Annotated in this window: 4 protein-coding genes; 3 read left to right on the top strand and 1 reads right to left on the bottom strand. The window is 39.4% G+C overall.

The genetic code is table 11. The features are described from left to right. On the bottom strand, window positions 1-512 hold a 512-nt coding region (locus tag CW745_RS16485), incomplete at its 3' end, for a DUF6607 family protein (protein WP_343226093.1). Window positions 513-628: 116 nt separating this feature from the next. Here CW745_RS16485 and CW745_RS16490 point away from each other — a divergent pair. Genes CW745_RS16490 through CW745_RS16495 form a run of 3 tightly spaced genes read left to right on the top strand, consistent with a single transcriptional unit; the run spans window position 629 to window position 3404 of the window. Beyond that, window positions 629-2476, top strand: a complete 1848-nt coding sequence (locus tag CW745_RS16490) for a TonB-dependent receptor (protein ID WP_202973225.1) — start codon at window positions 629-631, stop codon at window positions 2474-2476. Beyond that, window positions 2451-2744, top strand: coding sequence for a TonB-dependent receptor (locus CW745_RS17025; protein WP_202973226.1), 294 nt, complete (start codon window positions 2451-2453; stop codon window positions 2742-2744). The genes CW745_RS16490 and CW745_RS17025 overlap by 26 nt, the downstream gene beginning before the upstream one ends. A gap of 33 nt (window positions 2745-2777) precedes the next feature. Then, window positions 2778-3404 (top strand): HmuY family protein, encoded by a 627-nt coding sequence (locus CW745_RS16495; protein WP_101109787.1) that lies wholly within the window; start codon window positions 2778-2780, stop codon window positions 3402-3404. The last annotated feature ends 196 nt before the right edge of the window (window positions 3405-3600 follow it).

The following is a 3600-nucleotide window of genomic DNA, read 5'->3' on the forward strand; positions in this document are numbered from 1 at the left end:
GGTAACAGGGAATCTGAAGTATTTGACCAAAAGCTTTTACCATCTACATGTACCCATGTAGATGAGCCTTCATACCTAGGGCTATCATCTACTTGATATACTTTTTGGGTCCATTGCCCTTTTAACTTATCTGATGGCAATTTTTTGAATGTCCATGTATTATCGGCATTATAAGAATATAGGTCTGTATTTTGATACAGCCAATCTTGCCTCCAATGCTTTACAATATGCGGGTCTGCAGGGTTACCTACCTGCAACAGGTGCTGAATGGATATTTTATCATCTTCATCCGTCACCAGTTCTGCCCACTCTAAGCCCTTATCCACTTTTGTTTTAGAAGGCTTATACAAAGAATCCGTACTATGGTGGAATGTTTCGGCAAAGTTGAAGGTTACTTCAAAACAACCGCACATACTTTTTATAGCTTCACGGTCATCGTTCTTTTTCGCCTTTTGGGCAATTGTACTAGCAGATACTACTAATGCCATTATGGTAGGTAATACTGTTTTCATTTTACAGGTGTATTATTTTTTGATGTTCGTTGACAAAAATAACTATTTTAATTTATTCTAAATAAGAATTGTTTATATATTTGCATCCTTATCAAGAATAAGTCTAAATAAATATAATGCGATTTCCACAAGCGACCTTTCGACGACTTAGAGGTACAAATATTATAGTAGCGCAAAGCCAAGTGCCCAGCGTTACAGATTCTATTTTATCACAAGAATTAGAAGAAGTCATAGTGACCGCCACAAGAACTGCCCGTCAATTATCATCGCTTCCCCTACCCGTTACCTTGGTAGGCAAAAAACAGATTATAAAATCCGGTACCCTACGCCTTAATGAAATACTGAACGAGCAAACAGGTATTATAACGGTTACCGATGAAAGTGGAATTCAAGGGGTACAAATACAAGGTATTGCATCGGACTATATTCTGATTCTTATAGATGGAGTTCCATTGGTGGGGCGCAGTGCCGGAAATTTCGATTTAAGCCGACTTACCGTAGGTAATATTAAACAGATTGAAGTAGTTAAAGGTCCGTCAAGCAGTTTATATGGATCTGAGGCATTGGGCGGAGTAATCAATATCATCACCGAAAAACCGGAAAAGCAAGATTTTAGCGGAAATGCATCATACCGTATCGGTAGCTTTTCTCAACAAGATATGAATCTAGACCTTAAGCAGGGTTTTAAAAAATTTCGGTATGGATTTTTCGCCAATCGTTTCTCATCCAACGGATATGACCTAAATGAAGATGCGGAGGGCCAAACCGTTAACCCGTATACCAACTACACCCTAAACGGTAGGTTGTATTATGATATCAACGATCAACTTTCTCTCTTTACCTCTGGGCGATTCTACGATCAGGTACAAGATGCCGGATTTACCGTGGATAGCATTCAATACGAAGGTGATACCAAAGAACGTGAATGGAACGCACATGCCAGACTGGACCACAAATTGACCCCGGCGCTCAACATGGCTTATGAACTGTACTATACCAATTACGTTGCTACCGAATTATTGGCAGACCCTATTTCTACCGATGTTTTGAGCGATAGTGATTTTGATCAAAAATTACTGAGGCCAGAGGTACGTGGTAGCTATACCTTTAATATTGAAAACGAAAACAGAACCGGGTTCCAAAACGGGACTTTAACCGCAGGAGCGGGATTACAGTTAGATGAGCTGGATAGGACTTATTTTGAAGAAAAAGTGAATTTCACTTCTCAATACCTTTATGCCCAGTATGATTTTGACCCTTTGGAAAAACTGAATGTTATTGCCGGAGCGCGCTTTGACAAGCAATCTGAATACAACAACCAATTTAGTCCCAAGTTGGCATTACGCTACCAATTAAATCCAAATCTGGCTATTAAGGGATCTGTAGGTTATGGTTTTAAAGCGCCCGATTTTAGACAGTTATATTTTGACTTCACCAATTCCGCGGTGGGCTATACCGTACTAGGTTATAATGTAGCCTTGGATAAATTACAAGAATTAGAAGAACAAGACCAAATCTTAGATGTGGTGGTCACTGAGGACGAATTGAGCCAACCGTTGGAAGCAGAAAGTTCTATTGGCTATAACCTAGGCCTAACTCTAAAACATGGTATTGGCAATACAGAAATCAATTTCTTTAGAAACGATTTTAAAAACCTAATAGATACCAGAATCATTGCCCGCAAGACCAATGGACAAAACGTGTTCAGTTATATGAATTTTGATGAAATATACACTACGGGCTTTGAAATCAACTCCGCCTACAAACTCACGGATAATTTAAATATAAGTGCCGGATACCAATTACTTTATGCCTTTGATAAACAAAGAAGAGAAGACGTAAAAAACGATCAAGTGTTTGTACGCGATGCCAATACCGGACAATCTGTTGCCCTGGCCACTTCTGACTATTTTGGCTTGGTCAACCCTTCTACGAACAATGCCAATTTTAAATACTCACTATGATACACCCTCTGCCAATACCCATGTAAACTTGCGTGTACTCTACCGTAGTAAGTATGCACAATATGACACCAATGGCAACGGACTCATAGATAATTTCGATACCAGTTTTATAGATGGTTTTGTTACCCTAAATGCCGCGGTAAGCAAAATATTCTATACAGATTTTACACTTCAGGTTGGCGCAAACAACCTATTGGATTATACGGATAACAATATCCCGACAATGCCGGGCATACAAGCATTCATTAAATTAAATTATCAATTCTAACCCACCTGGCAACAGGTTTTAATTACAATTACCATGACAAAGAACATTTTAGCAGTAGCATTTTTAGCAATGGCATTCACCTCTTGTAGCAGCGATGATGACAGCACACCAACGGATCCGGTACAGGCGGAAACCGTTATCAATTTATATGCACCACAAACCGGAGGTCAAGGAGAACCTGTTGGTGGTGAGTTCATCAAATTTGATTTTGAGACCGGAGCCATTACTACCAGTGATACCGCATGGGACATTGCCTTTAGGGGCACCACGATCGCCGTTAATGGCGGTACCTTGACCGGCACTGAAGATGAACCGGAAAGAAATGGTAAGGTTGGCGTAGCCGAACTAACCGGCACCGTGGCAAGCGTAACCACAGCAGAAGGAAGTACTTATGAGCAAGATGCAGATGCTTCTTTCGCCATAGCAACAGGTAGTGATAATGGTTGGTACAACTACGCAGGAGACCCAACACATTTAATTACACCTATACCAGGTAAAGAATTCGTATTTAGAACTACCGAAGGTAATTTTGCCAAAGTAGAGTTTATAAGCTATTATGAAGATGCGCCATCTGAACCAAATGCTTTTGAAGATGCTACACCGTACTATACCTTTAATTATGTTTACAACCCTAACGAAGGCGATACTTCTTTAGAATAGTCTTATTTTTAGAGCATAATAGTCAGTTACATATGGGCAACTTTGGGGTTGCCCTTATTTTCATTAAACCAATAATTACTGGTTCATATAATCTTGCCATTGTACAATAACATACTTTGTTACACCATTTTTAGCCACATTTAAAAACCCAAAATCAAAACAAAAAAGGTAAACACCATTTTCTTGATTCTTCAAG

This window comes from Psychromonas sp. psych-6C06, assembly GCF_002835465.1.
Taxonomy (GTDB): Bacteria; Pseudomonadota; Gammaproteobacteria; order Enterobacterales; family Psychromonadaceae; genus Psychromonas.